The 16992-nt window shown below is 73.1% G+C and carries 20 protein-coding genes; 13 read left to right on the top strand and 7 right to left on the bottom strand.

Annotated features, from left to right (window positions below):
- Positions 1 to 50: 50 nt before the first annotated feature.
- The 3 genes from ACIBPC_RS00100 to amcA all read right to left on the bottom strand — a co-directional run bounded on the left by ACIBPC_RS00100 (position 51) and on the right by amcA (position 1872).
- A complete protein-coding gene (locus ACIBPC_RS00100; RefSeq protein WP_398840174.1) occupies positions 51 to 716 on the bottom strand; it encodes a DUF4396 domain-containing protein in 666 nt (221 codons plus the stop codon).
- A gap of 261 nt (positions 717 to 977) precedes the next feature.
- The gene (locus tag ACIBPC_RS00095) at positions 978 to 1664 is read right to left on the bottom strand and encodes a pentapeptide repeat-containing protein (protein ID WP_398840173.1); all 687 of its coding nucleotides are present in this window, start codon (positions 1662 to 1664) and stop codon (positions 978 to 980) included.
- Between the two features lie 61 nt (positions 1665 to 1725).
- On the bottom strand, positions 1726 to 1872 hold the full coding sequence (gene amcA, locus ACIBPC_RS00090; protein WP_398840171.1) for a multiple cyclophane-containing RiPP AmcA: 147 nt from the start codon (positions 1870 to 1872) through the stop codon (positions 1726 to 1728).
- A 267-nt stretch (positions 1873 to 2139) separates the two neighbouring features.
- On the opposite strand from amcA, the gene ACIBPC_RS00085 reads away from it, so the two are divergent.
- The 6 genes from ACIBPC_RS00085 (at position 2140) to ACIBPC_RS00060 (ending at position 7255) form a co-directional block, all read left to right on the top strand.
- Positions 2140 to 3345, top strand: a complete 1206-nt coding sequence (locus tag ACIBPC_RS00085) for a helix-turn-helix domain-containing protein (protein ID WP_398840170.1) — start codon at positions 2140 to 2142, stop codon at positions 3343 to 3345.
- A 156-nt stretch (positions 3346 to 3501) separates the two neighbouring features.
- Positions 3502 to 3669 (top strand): hypothetical protein, encoded by a 168-nt coding sequence (locus ACIBPC_RS00080; RefSeq protein WP_398840168.1) that lies wholly within the window; start codon positions 3502 to 3504, stop codon positions 3667 to 3669.
- On the top strand, positions 3650 to 5473 hold the full coding sequence (locus ACIBPC_RS00075) for an asparagine synthase-related protein (RefSeq protein WP_398840166.1): 1824 nt from the start codon (positions 3650 to 3652) through the stop codon (positions 5471 to 5473). The genes ACIBPC_RS00080 and ACIBPC_RS00075 overlap by 20 nt, the downstream gene beginning before the upstream one ends.
- Positions 5470 to 5721, top strand: coding sequence for a hypothetical protein (locus tag ACIBPC_RS00070; RefSeq protein WP_398840164.1), 252 nt, complete (start codon positions 5470 to 5472; stop codon positions 5719 to 5721). Before ACIBPC_RS00075 ends, ACIBPC_RS00070 begins: the two co-directional genes overlap by 4 nt.
- Entirely contained in the window at positions 5718 to 6137 is a 420-nt protein-coding gene (locus ACIBPC_RS00065) for a lasso peptide biosynthesis B2 protein (RefSeq protein ID WP_398840163.1), read from the top strand. The genes ACIBPC_RS00070 and ACIBPC_RS00065 overlap by 4 nt, the downstream gene beginning before the upstream one ends.
- Complete coding sequence (locus ACIBPC_RS00060) at positions 6041 to 7255, top strand: protein-L-isoaspartate O-methyltransferase (RefSeq protein ID WP_398840161.1); 1215 nt, start codon at positions 6041 to 6043, stop codon at positions 7253 to 7255. The genes ACIBPC_RS00065 and ACIBPC_RS00060 overlap by 97 nt, the downstream gene beginning before the upstream one ends.
- Here ACIBPC_RS00060 and ACIBPC_RS00055 read toward each other — a convergent pair.
- The gene (locus ACIBPC_RS00055; protein WP_362966319.1) at positions 7233 to 7703 is read right to left on the bottom strand and encodes a MarR family transcriptional regulator; all 471 of its coding nucleotides are present in this window, start codon (positions 7701 to 7703) and stop codon (positions 7233 to 7235) included. The two genes, ACIBPC_RS00060 and ACIBPC_RS00055, sit on opposite strands and share 23 nt — an antisense overlap.
- A 29-nt stretch (positions 7704 to 7732) precedes the next feature.
- On the opposite strand from ACIBPC_RS00055, the gene ACIBPC_RS00050 reads away from it, so the two are divergent.
- The 7 genes from ACIBPC_RS00050 (at position 7733) to ACIBPC_RS00020 (ending at position 12638) form a co-directional block, all read left to right on the top strand.
- Positions 7733 to 8353 carry a YitT family protein gene (locus ACIBPC_RS00050; RefSeq protein WP_398840160.1) on the top strand — a complete coding sequence of 207 codons (621 nt, stop codon included), beginning with the start codon at positions 7733 to 7735 and terminating at the stop codon, positions 8351 to 8353.
- Between the two features lie 29 nt (positions 8354 to 8382).
- Positions 8383 to 8928: an NADPH-dependent FMN reductase gene (locus ACIBPC_RS00045; RefSeq protein ID WP_398840158.1), complete on the top strand. Its 546-nt coding sequence runs from the start codon at positions 8383 to 8385 to the stop codon at positions 8926 to 8928.
- Between the two features lie 143 nt (positions 8929 to 9071).
- The gene (locus tag ACIBPC_RS00040) at positions 9072 to 9506 is read left to right on the top strand and encodes a hypothetical protein (protein WP_362966325.1); all 435 of its coding nucleotides are present in this window, start codon (positions 9072 to 9074) and stop codon (positions 9504 to 9506) included.
- A 26-nt stretch (positions 9507 to 9532) separates the two neighbouring features.
- Entirely contained in the window at positions 9533 to 9841 is a 309-nt protein-coding gene (locus ACIBPC_RS00035) for a hypothetical protein (protein ID WP_362966328.1), read from the top strand.
- 189 nt (positions 9842 to 10030) lie between these two features.
- Entirely contained in the window at positions 10031 to 11296 is a 1266-nt protein-coding gene (locus ACIBPC_RS00030; RefSeq protein ID WP_398840157.1) for a hypothetical protein, read from the top strand.
- On the top strand, positions 11278 to 11880 hold the full coding sequence (locus ACIBPC_RS00025; protein ID WP_398840155.1) for a hypothetical protein: 603 nt from the start codon (positions 11278 to 11280) through the stop codon (positions 11878 to 11880). Before ACIBPC_RS00030 ends, ACIBPC_RS00025 begins: the two co-directional genes overlap by 19 nt.
- The gene (locus tag ACIBPC_RS00020) at positions 11877 to 12638 is read left to right on the top strand and encodes an ATP-binding cassette domain-containing protein (RefSeq protein WP_398840154.1); all 762 of its coding nucleotides are present in this window, start codon (positions 11877 to 11879) and stop codon (positions 12636 to 12638) included. The genes ACIBPC_RS00025 and ACIBPC_RS00020 overlap by 4 nt, the downstream gene beginning before the upstream one ends.
- Here the strand turns inward: ACIBPC_RS00020 and ACIBPC_RS00015 are convergent.
- The 3 genes from ACIBPC_RS00015 to ACIBPC_RS00005 are packed head-to-tail and all read right to left on the bottom strand — an operon-like array spanning position 12625 to position 16914.
- Positions 12625 to 13080, bottom strand: coding sequence for a macro domain-containing protein (locus tag ACIBPC_RS00015; protein WP_398840152.1), 456 nt, complete (start codon positions 13078 to 13080; stop codon positions 12625 to 12627). The two genes, ACIBPC_RS00020 and ACIBPC_RS00015, sit on opposite strands and share 14 nt — an antisense overlap.
- 10 nt (positions 13081 to 13090) lie before the next feature.
- The gene (locus ACIBPC_RS00010) at positions 13091 to 13375 is read right to left on the bottom strand and encodes a DUF6881 domain-containing protein (RefSeq protein WP_362966338.1); all 285 of its coding nucleotides are present in this window, start codon (positions 13373 to 13375) and stop codon (positions 13091 to 13093) included.
- A gap of 2 nt (positions 13376 to 13377) precedes the next feature.
- Positions 13378 to 16914, bottom strand: coding sequence for an HYD1 signature containing ADP-ribosyltransferase family protein (locus ACIBPC_RS00005; protein ID WP_398840150.1), 3537 nt, complete (start codon positions 16912 to 16914; stop codon positions 13378 to 13380).
- Positions 16915 to 16992: the final 78 nt, after the last annotated feature.

Below are 16992 nucleotides of genomic sequence, written 5' to 3'. Positions count from 1 at the left end.
ATCCCCCGCCGACACGGGCACCGGCCCGGTCGGACCGGGCCGCCACGAGGTCACATGGCTTCCTTGATGCCCCGCCTGATCAGCCACACGTTCACCGGCCAGGACGTGCAGAACCCGGCGATCATGCCGAGTTGCATGCCCGCCCAGTAGACCGGGCTGTCCGGCGCGATGTGGTCCGGCGCGGGGAAGATGACGAAGTACTGGACCGCCATCCAGGCGAACAGCCCGATCTCGAAGGCCGTCAGCGACAGCACGTCGGCCTTCGCGGCGGCGACGAGCCCGGCGCGCGGCGACAGGCCGCGCATCGGCGCGATGGCGAAGTACTGGAACGCGATGCCGAGGAGCAGCGCGAGCGTGAAGTCGCCGGCGTACTCGGCGAAGAGGCTGTGCCCGGCGATCTCGGCGCCGACGGCGAAGACGGCGAACCCGGCGATCACGTCGCCCAGCGTGCAGCCCGCGCCGCAGTGGGAGACGCCGAGCGCGGTGGACGCCCATCGCGGGCGCCTCGTCGCCCCGGGGCGGCCGAACGCGCGGTAGGCGGCGACGGCGATCGGGCCGAAGTACAGCGCGGTCACCGGCCAGACCGCCTCCATCACACGCATCGGCTGACGGCACCCGCGCCCGTAGGTGTCGTACAGGATCCACCCGGCGCACGCGAACGCGACGCCGAGCGACACCCAGGAGAGGGCGACGAGCCAGTCGGGCGGGGTCCTCATGACGCTCACCTCGCGTCCCGTGCGGCCTTACGGACCCACCCATCCCACCCCGGCGACCCGCCGCACGACGGGAGCGACGCTCCAGCCACGAACGCACGCCGCGTCTCCACCGGAAACGCGAGCGGGACCAAGACGCCGTCGTCGTGGTCGGCCCCCGTCGGCAGACCGGACCGGAACGACGTCACACCGGCCGCGTATGTCGCGGAAGGTGCCGAAGACGAGTCGCGGGCCCATGCCGTGCGTCCCCGGGCACGTGCGGGACTACCTGTCGTCCAGGGCTTCGCCGAACGTGACGTCCAGCTCCGCGGTGAGGGCTTCGGCCATCTGCAGTGTCTGGGCCCGGTCGATGATGATCCGCTTGAGGGAGGCGAGACCGCGAACGTGGGAGAGGTCGTTGCCCCGGAAGTCCGTGCCCCGGTAGCTCCCGCCGTCGAACTCGGTCAGTCGCAGGTCGCATTCGTCGAACATGGCAGCGCCGAGGTCGGCGGCGGAGAAGGCGGTTTCTCGCAGGGAACATCCGGTGAAGATCACGGGTCCGGCGGCCCGGAGCCGGGTGAGGGTGCTGTAGTCGAGCTTGCAGTTCTCGAACAGGACGTTGTCGAGTGTGACGTCTTCGAGGGCGGCGCCCATCAGCTTGCAGTCGCGGAAGACGACACGGGACAGCTTGCTGTCGGTCCACTGCAAGGAGGCCAGCTCGCAGCCGGAGAGTTCCAGGGAGTCGACGCGAAGACCCTCCAGCCGGGCGCGCGGGGCCCTGAGGCCGGTGATCCGCCCGTCCAGCAGGTGGGTGTCAGCCAGGTCAAGGGTCCTGAGATCGGCGTCGGCGTAGTGGAACTCCGCCACGCGGCCACGGCTGCTCTCCAGCGAGGTGACGTGGGAGAGGCGGAGGCCCGGCTCGTCCAGGGCGGGCAGAGCAACGCTGGTACGGCGGATCGTGCGCGTGTCCATCAAAAGCCTTTCGGCGCGGTGACTCGGTCGCCGGCACCCCAGGGCGCCGCCGGCGGCACGGCTACTTCTTCTTGTTCCAGTTGTCCCAGGTCGGTCGGTTGTCGAAGGGGGCCGGGCTCTTCGCCCAGTTGTCCCACGTGGGCCTGTTGTCCCACGCCGCTCCGGCGGTCGCAGGGGGCGCGACGTGGCGCGTGGCCGCCAACTCCATCGACCTGACGGTACAGATCCATGCGGTGCAGCAGGCTCAATCCGTCCGCGACGGCGCCGCGTCCGGGCCGCCGATGTCGCCCACGGCGACGCACGGGTGAGTACCGGCGTTCTCCAACGCATCGTGGCCGCCCCCGCACCACAGACACTCCCACCACACCGGCCCCACTCACCGATCAGCAGTCCGCACCGAGTCGACCGTCCATCCCGCCGGGGTCGGTTCAGCGGGTACCTTGCGAGGACGGCGACCCTCGGGCAGGAGGACTGCATGGTGCAGTGGAGTGGCTACTCGGACGGCGAGCGCATCAAGCTGCTGCGGGGCGCGGAGCTGACGCAGGAGCAACTGGCCGAAGCCGCAGGAGTATCGGTCGCGACGATCCGCAAGGCCGAGCGGGATCTGGGCGTCAGCCTCACGACGCTGATGCGCATCTCGTCGGCACTGCACACGGACGTGTCGGTGATCCTCGGGCAGCAGGCGCCCCGGCGGGCGATGCGTGGAGGAGATCGCGCGATGCTGCGGGAACTGTCCACGGCCGTTCACGACACGGCGGTCGGAGTCGGTCTCGACGTGGAGCCCATCGCGCCCCGGGAGGTGGCGCTCGGGCTGGCCTCCGCCTGGGAGCGCTATCGCGCCGGTGACTTCATCGGCGCCGGAACACGGGTCGCTCCGGCGCTGAGAGAGACGGCGGTTGCCGTGGGAGGGGCACGCCCGGGGGAGGAAGGAGCGGCACGGGGGCTGCTCGCCGACGCATATCGGCTGGCCGCCTACGTGGCGAATCAGTTCGGTGCCCGGGACCTCGCCTACGCGGGCATCGGGCACGCGCAAGCCCAGGCCGAGCGCTCCGGCGACATCGTGCGGGAGGCCATGATCGCGTCGGGGAGGTCCTGGATCTGTCTTCGGGATTCCCGGCTGGACCAGGCTGCGGTAGCGGCCAGGCATTCGTTCGAAACGATCGAGCCACGCTACAGCGACCGGGACGCCGCGCATCTCGCGACCTACGGGTGGCACGTCACGTTCGGCGCCGTTGTGGCGGCCAGGTCGGGAGACGTGGACACCGCCGAGGACATGCTTTCGCACGGCAGGGCGGTCGCTGCGCGGATGGGCCGTGATGTCGCCGTCAACGGGACGGCCTTCGGGCCGGCCACGGTGAACGCACAGGCAATCGGCATCAGCGTGTCCTCCGGGCGTCCGGCCAAGGCTCTGAGTCTCTACAGGGAGATCGGCGACACGTCGGCCCTCACCCCCTCGGCGCGTCACCGCCTGCTGCTCGACGTGGCACTGGCTCAGGCCGACACCCGCCAGCCGGACGCTGCCCTGGACACCCTGCTCGACGTGTGCTCTTCCGCCCCCGGGTGGGCACGGCACCAGGGCCTTCCCGGTGTCATCGCACAGAAGGTCGGCTCAAGCAACGCCACCACGTCGAAGATGCGGAAGCTGGCAGCGATCCTGGGCACGGCGGTGGGCGTCCGCTGATACATGACTGCTACGTCCCGTATCACCCGGCGCCGTATCGGGAGGTGGACTGATACGCCCTGAAGATTCACTCACCGCGCATCGACGGTCACAGTGGAGGGTGTCTGCGGTGCCGACTTCCGGTGCCGGGATGTCAACCGCTGAGGAGAGCGCGGCATGGAGCAGGGAACGAGCGAGGAGTACGAGCCGCCGAGTGCCACCCGGATAGGCACGCTGACCGAGCTGGCCGCCGGCAGCTACAGCGACGGCGAGTCGGACGACGGCGACTACTGGACCACCAAGTACAAGCCAGAAGGCAGCGGTTGTGTCGGTTCCATCCGCTGAATGGTTCGCGGTGCTGCCGGGTCGGCACCCGGCAGCACCGCGAGCCCGTCGTGCGCTGGAAGCCGCCGATCCGGGCAGCGGGCTCCTTGGCCGGCTCGGCCGGGACATCGTGGTTGTCGGCCGCGCCGCACGGCCGTTGTCCATGGCGAACGGGCGGGACGTGGGCGTCATGCTGTGCGGCGACCATGACGCGTCGGCCGGAGAGCTGATCCGGGTGGCGGGGCTGATTTCCCGGGGGCATGCGCCGGAAGACGTCCTGACGGTATTCAGCGGTTGCTACCACGCGATCGCTGTCGTGGCGGGTGGATCATGGGTGGCGGGAGACGTGGCGGGCATCCGGCAGGCGTTCACCGCACGGATCGACGACTGCCCGGTGGTGGGGTCCGACGCTGCGGTGCTGGCAGGAGCGCTGGGTGACGGTCGGCCGGACACCGGTTTCCTGGCGTCGGCACTCCTTTCGCCGGTGGCGCCCCTGGCCCTCTCCGAGTCCGGCGCGAGCGCTTTCACCAGGGTGAGCAGCGTTCCGCCGGGGTCGTCGGTGCGGATCGACGGCGACGGCCGGATCACCTCCCGCAGGTGGTGGACACCTCCGGACGACGAACTGCCTGTGCGGGAGGCCGCTACAGCTCTGCGGGCGGCCCTGAAACGGGCGGTCGCAGTCCGGGTACCGGACCGGGGAACGGTGGGATGCGAGCTGTCGGGCGGCATGGACAGCACGTCACTCGCCTCGATCGCCTACGGACAGTGCGGTGCGCGCGTGGAACTGTTCACCCGTGGCGCAGCAGCGGATCCGACCGACGACGTGCACTGGGCGGAACTCGCCGCTGCGGCAATGCCGGAAGCCCGGCACCACCTGGCAGGTCCCGAGGTCATCGCCGCCCCTCTCGACGGCCTCGGCGACGTACTGCCGATGGATGCGCCAGGCCCGACAGGGCTGTCGCCTCGGCGGTCGGTGGGCTGGTGGCGCACAGTCGCCCGTACCGGTGCGCGTTTGCTGCTGAGCGGAAAAGGCGGCGACGAGGTGATGCTGACCGCGCTTCCGTATCTGCACCACGCCCGGCGGCGCAACCGTCTGGTTGCCCGTGCGCATCTGGTGGGCTGGGCGGCGCTGTGGAACGCACCCCCGGCCCGGCTCCGCGTGCAGGCGGCACACCCAGGACCCTACGAGCGCTGGCTCGCACTGTCGCTGAGCCCACGGCGCAGGAGCACGCCTGGCTGGGAGGCCCCACCGATGCTTCCCCGGTGGCTGTCCCAGCAGGGCCGCGACGCGCTGCAACAGGCCCTTGCCCAGGCGGGACCTCTCCCCCTGCACGACCGGCCGCACCAGCACACCGCCGTAGCGGCGGTCCGTGCCATGGCGAGGCTCAACCGGCTCCAGGCCGCCGCCGCCCTCGCCAGAACGGACCTCCGGATCGGATACCCCTTCGCCGACCGCCAGGTGATCGAGGCGGTGCTGGGCTGCCGTGCCGAAGAACGCACGTCACCGTTCGAAGTCCGCCCGCTGCTGCGGGCCGCGATGCGCGGCATCGTGCCGGACGTATCCCTGACCCGTCGCACCAAGAGCGGCTACGGCGCCGGGGACGACCTCGCGGCACGCCAGCACCGGCGTGCGGCCGTTGAGCTGCTGGAAGGAAGCAGCGTTCTAGTGGAGCTGGGCCTGGTGGACCCCGGCCCGCTGACAGCGCCCCTCGCGCAGTGGGGCGACGGCGGCCCTGACGACCTCCTGGTCGCGCTGACGCTCCAGGCCGAGGTCTGGGCGCGCGGCGCCCTGGGCCGCCATCTCCATTCGCGGGAGGACGGATGATCGCCGCCGACGTCCGATGGGTCGCGGACCCCGCCAGCGGGCGGGCCACTCTGGTGACCGGCGACGGCAGCGTGTGGCTGCTCAACGCCCCGGCGGCCACCGCACTGGCCGCCCTCGTGGAAGGGGGATCGGCAACTGCCGCCGAGGACGCGCTGCTCCGCCGGTGGCCGCACATACCCCGTGAGCGGTTGCGGGCGGACCTCGCCCATTGTCTGGCGCCCCTGCGTCAAGCCGGGGTGGTCCGGTGAGCCATCCGGTCGCGCTGCCGCCCCGTATCGGCCTCACCCCCCGCCAGCGGTTACGCGCGTGGGGGGCCGCTGTCGTGGCCACCCGGTGTGCGCGACACCCGGAGCGTGTCGTCCGCGCCGTGATGCTAGGAGCCCGGCCCGCGACATGGGGTCAGGCCGCGCATGCCGTCGCGGCCGTCGTAAGTGTCCGGCTGGCTCTGGGAGGCACCAGCGCCTGCCTGCCCCGGTCGCTCGCCGCCCTGCTGTACTGCCGCGCCACATACGGCGCTGTGCCCGTGCTGGTCGTCGGCGTCCGTCCCGGAACCGCGATGGTGCACGCGTGGGTCGAGGGGGAAGGACAGCCTGCGGGCGAGCCCGCCGATCCGCGCCGCATGTATGTACCCGTCCGTTTCCATCACCCTTGGGAGCACATGTGACCGTTACTGATGGCTGGCGTCCGCGCGCAGCCGCGCTCGTCGCCTCCCTTCGCGGGGAGGGGGCCGTGCGGAGCGAAGCGGTGGGCCGTGCCGTCGCCGCCGTGCCGCGCCATGCCTTCATCCCCGGTTACTACTCCGGTGGTACGCGGATCGCCGCCGATCCGGCGGCCCCCACCGCCGAGTTGCTGGACCTGGCCTACGCCAACCGGGGCATCATGACCCACCTGCCGGGCGACGCGGCCAGGACGTACTCCAGCGCGTCACAACCGTCCGTCGTGACCAGGATGCTGGACGCGGCGGATCTCCAGCCCGGTCACCGGGTCCTGGAGATCGGCAGCGGCACGGGATACAACGCCGCCCTCGTCCGCCACATCACCGGAGCGCCCGTCGTCACGGTCGAGGCGTCGGCAGTCGTCGCCGACGAGGCCAGGTCCGCCCTGGCCGCGACGGGCACGACCGGCGTCACCGTCCACACCGGCGACGGGTTGGCCGGCCGTCGGGACGGCGGCCCCTACGACCGGATCGCGGTCACCTGCGGAGTGGCGGGGATCGCGACGGCCTGGCTGCGACAGCTCGCCCCCGGAGGCGTCATCGTCGCCCCGCTGGCTCTCGGCGGACTGCACCCCCTGACCCGGGTCACCATCGACGGCGGACAGCCCCGGGCCGTACTCCTGGCCTCCGCCGACTTCATGGCCGCCACCGGCGCCCTGTACGAGCGCGCCGCCCCTTCCCCCTCGGCCAGCGGCACGGCCCTGCCGGAGCCCGACCCGGCCGCCGCGCGCACCGTCGCCGAACTCGATCCGCACAGCAGTTACATCGACCTGTGGCTCTACCTCGCTCTCCACGACGGCAGGACCACCTGCGCCGGGGGCGCCCACGCCGGGTGCGCGCTCACCAGCCCCGGGGAGCCGCCGGCCGCCGTCTACCTCCGGCCGGACGGCACCCTCCTGCCGTCGTCCGGCGCGCGGCGGCTCGCCGACGACGTGGTACGGCACGCCGCTCGGTGGACCGCGCTCGGCCGGCCGGCTCTGACGGCCTGGCACACCCGGCTGGCGCCGTCCGGCGACCGGCTCCACGTACCGACCCGGTGGGGGATCAGGCCGGGTCGGGGGTGGTGAGGTGGGTGGTGATCTTGTCGCCGATGGTGGTGAAGGCTGTGATCTCCTCGGGGGTGAGGAGGTCGATGAAGTGGCGGCGGACGGCCTCCACGTGGCCCGCCGCGGCCTGCTCCAGCTTCCGGCGGCCCTCGCCGGTCAGGACGACGACGGCGCCCCGGCCGTCGTCCACGCAGTGCTCGCGGGCGATGAGGCCGCGCTGCTGCATGCGGGTCAGGTGGTGGGAGAGGCGGCTGCGGGACCACAGCATGCGGTCGGCCAGTTCGTTGACCCTGCGGCGGCTGTCGGCGCTCTCGCCCAGGGTGGACAGGACGTCGTAGTCGGGGTCGGAGAGGCCGCAGTCGTCGGCGAGCTCGCGGGAGATGCGGGCGTTGAGCAGGAGCGTCATGCGGCGGTACGCCTGCCAGGCGCTCTGCTCCTCGGGGGTCAGCCAGCGGGGGGAGGAAGTCACGGGACAAGCGTACGCCCGACCTAGTTGACATGTCACCTATCCCGCCGTACGCTGCTTGCGTGACACGTCAACAAACAGCGCGCCTCTTCGGCGGGCTCGTGCTCTTCGGCGTCAGCGTGGCGCTGATGCTGTCGGCCGGGCTCGGGGTCCCGTCGTGGGACGTCCTGCACCAGGGCGTCGCCGACAGCACCGGCGTGCCGTTCGGCTGGGTCGTCAACGCGGTGGGGGTGCTCGTACTCCTCGCGTGGATACCGCTGCGCGTGCGGCCCGGCGTCGGGACGATCGCGAACGTGCTGGTCGTCGGCGTCGTCGCGGACGCCGCGCTCGCCCTGCTCCCCGAGCCGGACGCCCTCGCCGTGCGCGCGCCGCTGCTGCTGTCGGGCATCGTGCTGAACGCGGTGGCGACCGGTCTCTACGTCGGCGCCGGCCTCGGCCCCGGGCCGCGCGACGGGCTGATGACCGGCCTCGCCGCGCGGGGCGTCTCGGTCCGGGCCGCGCGTACGGGCATCGAGATCACCGTCGTCGCCGCCGGGTGGCTGCTGGGCGGGACGGTGGGCGTCGGCACCGTGCTGTTCGCGCTGGCCATCGGGCCGCTGACTCAGCTCGCCCTGCGCCGCCTCACCGTGCCGCCGCCCGCCGCACCCGCCTGACCCCCCTCGGAAGAAGTGAAGGAACCCCCATGGTCCGCACCCTGCACGTCCTCTCCGCGAGCACCCGCCACGTATCGGCCGGACGGCCCCTGGCCCGCTGGATCACCGGCCTCGCGCAGGCCCGCTCGCACCTGGCGACCGAGCTGATCGACCTGCGCGACATCGACCTGCCGCTCCTCGACGAGCCCGAACTGCCCTCCGAGGGCCGGTACGTCCACGCGTCCACGAAGGAGTGGAGCGCGACGGTGACGGCGGCCGACGCGTTCGTGATCGTCATGCCGATGTACAACGGCGGCTTCACCGCGCCGCTGAAGAACGCGATCGACACCCTGTACGGCGAGTGGCGCGACAAGCCGGCCGGGCTGGTCAGCTACAGCGCGGGGCCGTCCGGCGGCGCGCCGGCGCTGGAGATGCTGCGGCCGGTGCTGGGCCGCGTCGGGCTGCGGGTGGCCGAGCCGACCGTGTCGATCCCCGGCATCGCGGAGCACATCGGCGGCGACGGGGGCTTCGTGCCGGGCCCCGACCTGGCCGACCGTGTCAACGCGCTGCTGGACGCGGTGACCGCCGACGCCTGACCCGGACCGGCCGCCCCCGCGGGCGGCGTCACGCCCACTGCCACCCCCGGCGAAACGGATGTGGTGAAGGCGGTGCGATGCGGGCACCCGGGAGAGATGGACGCGGCGCGGACCGCCGCACCCCGGGGAGCTGGGAGGTTGGAATGGGGCAGTACTTCCGCTACTTCGCCGCCACGCCCGACGAGGCCGCCGCCTGCGTGGTGAACGGCCCGGAGAGCACCGGCGTGCCGCAGACCGAGGTGAAGTGGGTCGATCCCGTCGTGCTGCTCGGCGAGTTGTGCGCGCTGGCGCGCGGGCAGGACTTCACGGCCGAGGAGGGCGTGGCCCGTTACGCCGACGACGAGCCGCCGGAGGAGGGCACGGCGCCGCTGCTGCGGCTGCACGGCGAGGACGTGACCGTCCTGTCCGCCCTCGCCGACGACGCGCTGCTGCCCCTGGCCGCGCGCTGGGCGGCGTCCGAGAACTGGGTGATGCCCGAGGACCCGAACGAACTGGCGGACGTCATCGGCGAGTTGCGCACCATCGCGCGCGCCGCCGAGCGCGACGGGCACGGGATGTACGCCTCGTTCTCCGTCTGAGACCCGCCGCCCCGTACCCTCGCCCCATGGGGACATGGCGCGAGCGCCGCCGGCTGGCGCGGTGCAGGGGCAGGCTGGGCCACGACCCGGCGCCCGGCGAGCCCGTCGAACGGGACGGGCGGGCGCTGGTGGCGTACCACTGCGCGGAGTGCGGCACGCGCTGGACGAGGCCCGTCGAGCAGGACATCGGCGAGGAGGACGTGGTCCGCGTCGATCTGCCGGACCGCACGGTCTACGGCTGGGTGGCCTCCGTGGACGGCGACCGCATCACGATGACCGACTCCGCCACCCGCACCCGGCACACCGCCGACCGCTGGCGCGTGCGGGTCTACTGACCGCCTGCCCCCGGGTCCCCAACGCGCTGAGCAGGCATGCCTGTTCACAGCAACGGCAAGAACTTGTCACTTTCTGTCGCGAGTGGTTAACATCTGACGCTTCGTCGTCCGGCCCCCCACCCCAGCCACGGGGACGACGCGGCTCACGCGGCGCTGCCCACGCGCCGTTCGCTCTGCCCTGGGGGGCCCATGAGGACACGCACGCGATGGCGTGCCAGCAGCGCGCTGTGGACGATGCCGTTCGCGATGGCGCTGACGCTGTTCTACTACGCGTCGACGGAGACCTACGGCAACGACTACGGCTACGCGCCGACGCTGGTCGTCAGGCCGCTGAACGCCGCGTACGCCCTCTCCTACGCCACGGTGTCCGCGCTCGGCGCCTGGGAGAGCGGCCGCCTGCGGCGCGGCGGCATCTGGGCGCTGGCACCGGCCCGTTCCCGCTTCCGGGTCGCGGCCGACGCGCTGCTCCCCGTCGTCGCCCTCGGCTGGCTGATGCTGCTCGTCCCGGCGGGCCTCTCCCTGGCCCAGGGCGGCGCCTGGCCCACCCCCGACAGCCTCCCGCCGCTGCTCCTCGGGCTGGCCCTGTGCTGCGCCCACGCCGTGATCGGCTTCGCGGCCGGGCTGCGCGTGCCGCCCGTGATCGCGGCGCCGGTCATGGCGGTGGCGGTGTGGCTGACGGTCGCGACGTCCGGCACGGGCGAGTCGTCCGGGCGCAGACACATCTCCGGTGACTTCGGGACGACTCCGCAGTTCGGCGAGGGCGCCACGCTCGAGTCCGTCGTCGCGCCGCTCCTGCCGACCGCCTCCCTCGCCGTGGCCGTCGCGCTGCTCTGGGTCCGTGTGAGCCGGCTGCCGGTACGGCTGGTGGCGGCGGTGGCGCTGGTGGCGGCCTGCACGCTGACCGCCCAGTCCATGACGCGGGACTGGGGGTTCAGAGCGCCGATGCGCCACAGCCTCGTGGCGATGCGCTGCGCGGGCACCGCCCCCGAGGTCTGCATGCCGGAGGCGACGGTCCGCGACATCGAGGCCGTACGCGCCGAGGTGACCGCCGCCGTGGAGGACCTGGCCGAGATCGGGCTCGCCCCGCCACCGCGCCTCGTCACCGACTCGACGTCCGAGGGCTTCGCGCACCTGCCCTCGACGGCGGACACCTGGCACATGGGGCTCACCGGCGCGGAGCGGCGCGGGGATGTGCGCTACGTGGTCATGTGGGACGCGATGGACCTGCCCTGCCGCACCGGGCGGGCGGGCGACACCAGACCGGCCGTCCTGTGGCTGCTCACCCGCATGGGCATCGCCGAGGGCTACCCCGAGAGCGCGGAGCACGTGCCCGAGACGTGGCGGTCCGTCGAGGAGGTGCGCGCGATGGCCGAGGAGGCACTCACGCTGCCGCCCGATGAACAACTCGCCTGGTACTACGCGCAGTTGGACGAGGCATGCCGGACCGGCCCCTGATGCCCCTCTGGCTGAGGGCACGGGCCGCCCACCTCCTGGTGCCCGCCGGTCTCGGGTCGCTCGCGCTGCTCGCCGTCCTGCTGCGCGACAGCACCGCCATGCTGCCGTCGCTGAACCTGGGCGCGGCGGAGACCGTCCTCATGATGTACGCGCCGATCCCGCTGGCTGCGACGCTCCTGCTGATGCTCGACTCGCGCCTGCCGGGGCCCGAGGCGTCGGGCGGCCGGCGGATCGCCGTATGGGACGCCGGGCTGGTCGCGGCGGTCATGGCGGCGGCCGTCGCGCTGTGCGCGCTGCTCGGGCTCCTGCTGGACTCGGACGGCGTGCTGAGCGCGGCGCGCAACGCGCCGTTCCTCGCCGGACTCGCCCTGTGCGCGCGTCCGTTCGCCGGGCAGGCGGCGGTCATGGCGACGGTGGTGTGGCCGGTGGCCGTGGCGATGCTCGGCTTCCACGGACGGCACGACCCGTACCCCTGGACCGTGCTGCCCGAGCCGCTCGGGGCACCCCACGCGGCGGCGGCGAGCGCCGTCGTCTTCCTACTCGGACTGGCCGCCACCGCGCGCGGCCCAAGGAGCGCGTCATGACGGTGGAGTTCTCCTCCTGCACCTACCGGTACGGATGGCGCCGCGCCCCCGTCCTGACCGGCCTCGACTACCGCGTACCGCCCGGCCTGACGATCCTGCTGGGGCCCAACGGCGCGGGCAAGTCGACCCTGTTGAAGCTCGCCGCCTCGGTGATCGCGCCGACGGGCGGCGCGGTGGGCATGGCGGGTGTCGCGTTCGGCTCGAAGGCGTACCGCGCGGCGGTGGCGTGGATGCCGCAGACGATCACGCCGCTGCGGTCGCTGACGGCGCGCGAGTACGTCGCGTACACCGGCTGGCTCAAGGGCATGTCGCGCGCCGACGCCTGGGACCGGTCCCTGCGCGCGCTGGAGCGCGTCGAACTCGCCGACCGCGCGGACGAACGCACCACCCGCCTCTCCGGCGGCCAGCTCCGCCGCGTCGGCCTTGCGGGCGCCCTGGTACACGACGCGCGGGTCCTGCTGCTGGACGAGCCGACCGCCGGGATGGACCCCCGGCAGCGGCGGGTCTTCCGCACGGTCCTGGCGGGCCTCGGCGACGAGGTGGACGTCCTGCTGTCCACGCACGACGTCGTGGACCTGGCGGAGGAGGCGGACAGCGTGACCGTCCTGGACGAGGGCCGTGTCCTGCACACCGGCGACACCGCGTCGTTCCTCGCCCACGCCCCCGGGGACACGCCGCCCGGCCGGGTGGCGGAGGAGGCGTACACGGCGCTGCTCACCGCTCCCGTGCGGGGGGATGTGAGGGCTACGGCGGTGTGACGACCACCAGCGCGACCGGCGTGGTGGCCGATTCCTCGTGCAGGGCCGCGCGGACGTCCTCCCACGGCAGGCCGCCGAGCCCGGCCGCCACGCGTGGCAGGGCGATCCGGCGCACGCCGTGACCGGCCGCGTGCGCCACCATCGCGGCGACGGCGGCGCGGACGTCGGGCAGCCGTGCCGGGGAGCGCCAGTGCTTCTGGGTACCGAGGTTGTAGACCCACAGGCCGTCCGGCGCGCGCCACGGGAGGACGGCGCCGGGCACGAGACGGCCGTCGCGGCACGCCGCGCGGTAGTCCTCGTACATCGCGGGCCAGCGGTCGCGGAAGGCGACGGCGATGCCGCGGCCCATGGCTCCGGCGCAGTTGACACCGTGCGCGAGGGCGTCGGCGTCCGCGAGCGTGACGGCGGAGAAGAGGTCGCCTTCGCGTTCCTCGACCGTCATGCCGCGCCCCTCACGCGGATTCTCCCGTCGCCCTTCTCCAGGCGCCTTCGAATTCCTCGCGGAGAATGACGAAAGCGGTGAATTCAGCCTGCGCCCGCACTTCTTCGATGTCCCCGAACGGCACGTCCGCCAGCGACGTGCCGCCGTGCTCGCGCCGCTCGTCCGCCCACCCTGTGCGGCCGCCCCTGAACTCCTCCACCCGGCGCGATTCCCCGTCGTCAGGGCCGATCTCGCTGTAGATCGCGACGGGCTCCGCGGTGAAGTCGTGGTGCCAGTAGACCTTCCAGTACCGCACCCCTAGGTGCTCCTCCCGCTGCTGAGAATCCGGCCGGTGAGATCGAGATTACCCTGGTTGAGAATCACGAAGACGTCCGGACGGTCGGCGGCCTGGATGACGTCGAGACCCTGCACATTGATCTCGACGTAGTGCGTGAATCTGCGGCCCGCCCACGGTATGCGCAGGAACGCGTAGGACAACTGCCCGAGCGTACGGGTGCCGGGGACGATGTCGGTGAGGTACTGGCCGTCGCCGTAGCGGGCGTCCTTGGGGTTCGTGGCGCGCAGGGAGGGCCACATCTCCTGGCTGTCGAGGATGCCCTGGAGGCCGTCCTCGTCCGTGTAGTGGTATAGGCGGCAGGGGATGAGTCCGAGGGGGTCGGTCCACGCCGTGGGGTTCGGCACGTAGCCGTAGCAGTCGGGGGCCGCGGTGAGGCCGAGCGGGTCGGGGGTGGTGTAGGCGGCGATGTCCGGGTCGTAGTGGCGGTGCAGGTTGTAGGACCACTGCGTCTCGGCGTCCGCGTACTGGCCGGGGAAACGCAGGGGTACGGGTGAGGGCGCGCCGTCGTCGGCGCCCCAGAGGGTGCGCCGCGCACGCCATACGGTCGCGCCGCCGTCGTCGAGCAGTTCGACGGGAGCGCCCACCAGGTCGGTGACGATGGCGTAGAACCGGCCGTCGATGTCGTCGGCCGAGGTGCGTTCGGTCTGCGCCAGCGGCACGTCGGCGGTGTAGTCCCAGGTCAGCGACGTCCGTTGGGCGCCGCTCGCCGAAGTCTGCTCGACGAGCGTGGTGTCGTCCCAGGTGAAGCGGGTCTCCTCGGCGACCGAGCCGTCCTCCGCGAGCCGTTGTTTGGCGACGCGGCGGCCGAGGGCGTCGTACAGATAGCGCCAGACGGTGCCGTCCGGGGTGGTGGCGGAGGTGAGGCGGTCCTCGGCGTCCCAGGCGTACGCCCAGGTCTCGTCGGCGCCGGAGAGGCGCTTGCGGCGGCGGCGCGTGACGCGGCCCGCCGCGTCGTACGTGTAGTGCACGGCCCCGGCCCGCTCCACGCGGGTGCCGGTCAGCGTCACGGTCCGGTAGTCGGTGGCCCCGCCGCCGGACGGGGGTGCGGTGCGCGCGGTGGAGGTGAGGCGGCCCGCCGTGCCGTACGCGTAGCCCTCCGTGGCCTCCGGTCCGTCCACGGCGGTGACGCGGCCCGCCGCGTCGAGGGTGAACGAGGCGGTGCCGCCGCGTGAGTCGCGCACGGCGGTCAGGAGCCGGTCCGCGCGGTGTTCGTACGCTCGGCGCCAGCCGGTGGGGCCGGTGAGCGTCTGGACGGTGACGGTGCCCGCCGCGTCCGGCTCGCGCCCGAGGGCCGCCGCGAACGGGAGGCGCCGCCGCGTCTCGCGGCCCGCGGCGTCGTGGTCGAACGCGACGACACGCCCCGCCGTCACCAGGCGCTCCGGCCGCCCGGTCGCGTCGCGGTGCCAGGCGCTCGTGTGCCCGCTCGGCGTCGTGCGGGTCAGGGGGCGGCCGAGGGGGTCGTACGTGTGGGTGGTGCGCCGGCCGTCGACCGTCTCGGTGAGCGTGCGGCCGAGCGGGTCGTAGGTGCGGGTGAGGCCGATGTCCCCGTGCCGGGCGGCGACGAGGCGCCCGGCGGCGTCGTAGGCGAACGCGGCGTCCACGCCGTCGCCCGTCTTGCCGACGAGCCGCCCGAGGCCGTCCCGCTCGTACGCGACACGCTGACCCGCCGCGTTGACGCGCGCCGCGAGCCGCCCGGCCGCGTCTGTCTCGTAGGCGACGCGGCGGCCGTCCCAGTCGGTCTCGCCGCACGGGCGGCCCGCCGCGTCGTAGGCGTACTCCCAGGTCAGGCCGTGCGGACCGCGCGCCTGGGTGAGGCGGGTCTCCGCGTCGTACCGGAACTCCCAGCGGGAGCCGTCCGGTTCGGTGAGGGTGCGGACGAGGTCGAAGGGGCCGTATGTGAAGCGGGTCGTGCGGCCGGTCTCGTCGGTGTGCGCGGTGCAGTTGCCCTCGCCGTCCCACTCCCAGGCCATGGTGGCGCCGAGCGGGGATTCGTGGCGGGCGAGGAGGCCTTCGGGTGTCCAGGTCAGGCGGGTGACGGCGCCCAGCGGGTCGGTGATCTCCGTGGGGCGGCCGAACGCGTCGCGCCGGTAGTGGGTGGTGGCGCCGAGCGGGTCGGTGACCTCCACCGGCAGTCCCGCGGCGTCGCAGCGCACGGCCGTGGTGGCGCCGTCGGCGCCGGTGACGGTGAGGAGGGCGCCGCGTCCGTCGTAGCGGTACGTGGTGCGGTCGCCCGCCGGATTGACGAGTTCGGTGCGGTTGCCGCGCCCGTCGTAGGCGCGGCGCCAGACCGTGCCGTCCGCGTCGGTGACCTCGACCGGCAGGCCGCGTGCGTCGGCGCGGACGGTGACCTGGTGCCCGTCGGGGCGGACGACGGCGGCGAGCGACCCGTACTCGTCGTAGCGGTAGGCGGTGGTGTGGCCCAGGGCGTCGGTGTGGGTGAGGAGCCGGTCGTACCGGTCCCAGGTGTGGTGACTGGTGTTGCCGAGGGGGTCGGTGACGGTGCGGAGCTGGTGGCAGTCGTCGAACTGGTACGTGGTGGTGTTGCCCAGGGCGTCGGTGAAAAGGGTGCGGTGGGCGTCGGTGTCGTAGGCGACGCGGCTGGAGAGGACGCCGTCCTGGCCGGTGGTGGCCACGCAGCGGCCGGCGTCGTCGTACGCGTACCGGTACCAGGTGCTGTTGCGGTCGCACCAGCCGGTGAGGCGGTGATGGTTGTCGTAGGTGAGGGTGAGGGGGAGGCCGGAGGTGTTGGTGACGTCGGACAGGTCGCCGCGGGTGTCGTAGGCGTAGCGCAGGAGAACGGGGTGAGCCGGGTCGCTGAGCAGCGTCAGCCGGGTGATGCGGCGGCCGGTGGTGGTGACGGCGATGTGGTGGCCGCCGTGGTGCACGATGTCGGTGGGGGCGCCGTGATCGTCGTGGTGGATGTGGATCTCGTTGCCGTTGCGGTCGGCTATGGCGGTGAGGGGCAGTTCGCCGCCTCTGCGGCCGGGGACGGGGGCGAAGCGCAGGAGGCGGCCGGTGTCGTGGCGGTGGACGGTCAGGGGGGTGGCGGGGCTGCCGTCCCAGGTCAGTTCCCAGCGGGGGCCTTCCACGGGCAGGACGGGCGCGCCGGGCAGCGGGCGCGGGTAGTCGAGGACGCGGCCGTCCTCGGTGACCAGGCGTGCGCCGGTGTCGTCGAGGATGAGGCGCTGGTCGAGCGTCGAGGTCCACGAGGGGCCGAACCAGCGGCCCTGCCGCATGCTGCTGCGGTGGTGCCGGGTGAGGATCAGCGGGAGGACGCCGGGGAGTTCGACGTCGGTCGCGTCCATGACCACTTCGCCGGTGGCCATGTCCACGGGGTCGGTGCGGCAGACCAGGTCGTCGCCGCCCCTCGCCATGCCGCGCAGGCGCTGGCCGAGACCGCGTACGCCCTGGGTGATGCCGCGTAGTCCGGTGCGTGCGGCGCCGATACCACCGCGGATGCCACGGGCGAGACCGCCCAGCGTCGTCAGCCCCCGCATCCCCGGAATACAGTCCAGCGCAGCGAACGCCACATCCAGCAAAGACCCCTCACCCCGCGCGAACTTGATCAACGTGTC

The organism is Streptomyces sp. NPDC049879 (assembly GCF_044461265.1).
Lineage (GTDB): Bacteria > Actinomycetota > Actinomycetes > Streptomycetales > Streptomycetaceae > Streptomyces.
The sequence above is the reverse complement of the archived record's forward strand: the minus strand, read 5'-3'. Positions and strand labels throughout refer to the sequence as shown.